Source organism: Cytobacillus sp. GQ23 (genome assembly GCF_059758675.1).
Window position 1 is genome coordinate 1 of record NZ_JCAXER010000061.1, and the last position, 3,105, is coordinate 3,105.

Sequence of the window (3,105 nt, forward strand, 5' to 3'; positions counted from 1 at the left end):
AAACCCATCCGATTGGATGGGTTTTATTTGTTTTCCTCAATAACTCTCAAAAGGGAGTCATATGTAACTTTCCAATGCGATGCATGCCATACAACATCTCCTTTATTAAACAGAATTGCCTGAGGAGATTCATGTTTAATATGAAACGTTTCTGCAATGTGATTGGATAAAGGGCGATCTTCCTGAACAACTAAGTAATAAGCATTTACATCTTTATGCTCTTTTACAAAGCTTTCATATTCTTCATACGCCGCTCCGCTCACGGGGCATGTGGAACTATGCTTTAAAACCAGCAGCTGCCCGCCTGATTTCACCTCTTGATCAAATGCTTCATGACTTTCAAATTTTTTCATTTTTATTTCCTCCAATCCAAGCCAGGCAATGCCTTGCTCTTTTAAAATCGCCTTTTTCAAAGATTGCTATTTTAGGGTTAAGAATTCTGCCCGCTGATATCTGTTCCAGGCACACAGCGAACCCGCGGGGCGAGTGCCTGAAGGGCTTGTCCTGCGTATTCTTACACTTCCCGCTCCTCCCGCAGATTTTGAAATGTTTGGTCGAATAATACCGCACGAAGAAAGTCCGTTTTCGAGGATCAAGTGCCCACAGGGAAGATCAGTTCAGCAAGTTAAACATTTTGAAAAAGCAGCAAACAGCTTAAGAAATTAAATAACGGTGAAGTAATCGTACCACTTCACCGTTGTTTAAACAAATAAAATTAATTATACTTTTGCTCGGTTTCGTCAAAAGCTTTTTTCGTTTCTTCCAGCTTCATTTGGATTTCCGCATCATTTACTGGCGCGTTTCCTTCAGTCTGAAATGCTTCGTTATTGATGGCTTCTCCCTCTTCTTCGGCTGTGCCATTTGCAGAAGCTTGTCCATTTTCTTTTAAGCTCTTCACTTTATTTACAAGCTGATTGGATTGCTTGGTCACTGTTTGAGTTAATACATTTGTTTTCTCTTTCGCTGCATTAGCCAGTTCAGTTCCTTTTGTCATTGCTGTTTCACGATACTGTCCTGATTTTTCTTTTAAGATAGCCGCTTTTTCGCTTAAATCACTCTGAAGTTCTTTCCCTGATTTTGGAGCCAGGAACAAAGCGGTAGCTGCGCCAACCATGCCTCCTATAAGAGCACCAATCATAAAATCTTTCGTATTGATATTTTCCTCTGTTTTCACCTGGTTTGAATCAAATTGAGTACGTTCTTGAGTATTCATTCTCTTTTTTCCTCCTCTTATTCTAGTATCTTGCTCTCTCTCTCTGGCGTTCGGGCGGAAGCATTTGTTTCTCGCCTACATTGTACTGATAGGGGTCTTCTTTTCTCATTTTCCACTTATCCTTGATTTCAAGAAGAACATTGCTCCACTGAACTACCTGTGAGATTTTATCTTTATTCTGTTCAAGCTGTGTATTGACAGAAGATGTGATTTTCTGAATGGATCCATTGAATTTGCGGACAGAGTCACCAACTTCTTTTACCGCTGTTACGACACTGTTCAGATTCTCAGACTTCTGCTGAATATCTGTTGCCAGTGAATTAGTTTTATGCAGCAGGACTGTTGTTTCCTTCGTGACACCATCTAATTGCCTTTCAAGACCTGCCAATGTGTGTGATACGTTATCTAATGTCCCTTGTAAGGATTTTAATGTTTTTGCCAAATAAATGACCAAAACCAGGAATGCAATCGCAATGACTGCTACACTTAAGTATAAAATTATTTCCAATTCCTACACCTCCGGTTGTCTGTATAATAACTTTTTACCCAGATGCACTGCCTCTAAACCAGGAGTACATTAATAGATTCCACTTGTAATGTCCAAATTCCTTCTCATACGGTTATTTTCATCTGTTAAAGTAAATATTAGCATAATTGGAAAAGATTAAACAAAATCATTTATTTCGGGTACAATAATAGTTGTCGGAAAAATAAATTTAATGGAGGAATTTATCCATGAAAGATCCCCGTATTGAAAAACTCGCGAAAAATTTGATTAACTATTCAGTCCGTCTTCAGAAAGGCGAGAAAATTCTTATTGAAAATTTTGGTCTGCAGAAAGAACTAGTGACGGCACTGGTGAAGGAAGCATACGCTGCTGGAGGATATCCATTTGTATCTTTAAAAGATCATCAGGTGGATCGTTCCCTGCTATTAGGAGCACAAGAAGAGCAATTCAATATGATGGCTGAATTTGAAGCAAATGTTATGAGCAAAATGGATGCATACATAGGACTTCGTTCCGGGGACAACATCAACGAACAGGCTGATGTGCCGGATGATAAAATGAAAATCCATGGATCGACAATCGGGCAAAAAGTACATAGAGAAATCCGTGTGCCAAAAACGAAGTGGGTGGTTCTCCGCTATCCTAATGCTTCCATGGCCCAATTGGCAAAAATGAGCACAGAGGCATTTGAAGATTTCTATTTTGATGTCTGCAATTTGGATTACGGTAAAATGGACAAAGCGATGGACAGCCTTGTGGAATTAATGAATAAAACAGATAAAGTCCGAATCACTGGTCCTGGTACAGATCTGTCCTTCTCGATTAAGGATATACCGGCGATCAAATGCTCCGGCCAGATGAATATCCCTGATGGAGAGGTCTATACAGCCCCTGTCCGTGAGTCTGTTAACGGCATTATCACCTATAACACACCATCCCCATACCATGGTTTTACCTTCGAAAATGTAAAACTGACATTTAAAGACGGAAAAATCGTGGAAGCGGAAGCAAATGACAGCGAACGCCTTAATAAAATCTTTGATACAGATGAAGGTGCGCGCTATATTGGTGAATTCGCCATTGGAGTTAACCCTTATATTCTACATCCGATGCAGGATATCCTGTTCGATGAGAAAATCGATGGAAGCTTCCACTTTACTCCGGGACAATGCTATGACGAAGCGTATAATGGCAATAAATCCAATATCCACTGGGATATGGTCAATATCCAGCGTCCTGACTACGGCGGGGGTGAGATCTACTTTGACGATGTTTTAATCCGTAAAGACGGGCGGTTCGTTATTGCTGAATTGGAACCGTTAAATCCTGAGAACTTAAAATAAACTCTATGAAAAAAAGGATGCTTCCTGAGCGGAGCATCCTT

General features: G+C 40.1%; 4 protein-coding genes. 1 reads left to right on the forward strand and 3 read right to left on the reverse strand.

Annotated features, from left to right (window positions below):
• Window positions 1-23: 23 nt before the first annotated feature.
• From ytxJ to AC6CHU_RS25770, 3 genes are all read right to left on the reverse strand, one after another.
• On the reverse strand, window positions 24-353 hold the full coding sequence (ytxJ, locus tag AC6CHU_RS25760) for a bacillithiol system redox-active protein YtxJ (RefSeq protein ID WP_159870901.1): 330 nt from the start codon (window positions 351-353) through the stop codon (window positions 24-26).
• 362 nt (window positions 354-715) lie between these two features.
• Window positions 716-1,213: a YtxH domain-containing protein gene (locus AC6CHU_RS25765; RefSeq protein WP_251283914.1), complete on the reverse strand. Its 498-nt coding sequence runs from the start codon at window positions 1,211-1,213 to the stop codon at window positions 716-718.
• Between the two features lie 22 nt (window positions 1,214-1,235).
• Entirely contained in the window at window positions 1,236-1,721 is a 486-nt protein-coding gene (locus tag AC6CHU_RS25770) for a DUF948 domain-containing protein (RefSeq protein ID WP_035330351.1), read from the reverse strand.
• 227 nt (window positions 1,722-1,948) lie between these two features.
• Between AC6CHU_RS25770 and AC6CHU_RS25775 the strand changes: the two genes are divergently transcribed.
• Window positions 1,949-3,064, forward strand: coding sequence for an aminopeptidase (locus AC6CHU_RS25775; protein WP_159870895.1), 1,116 nt, complete (start codon window positions 1,949-1,951; stop codon window positions 3,062-3,064).
• Window positions 3,065-3,105: the final 41 nt, after the last annotated feature.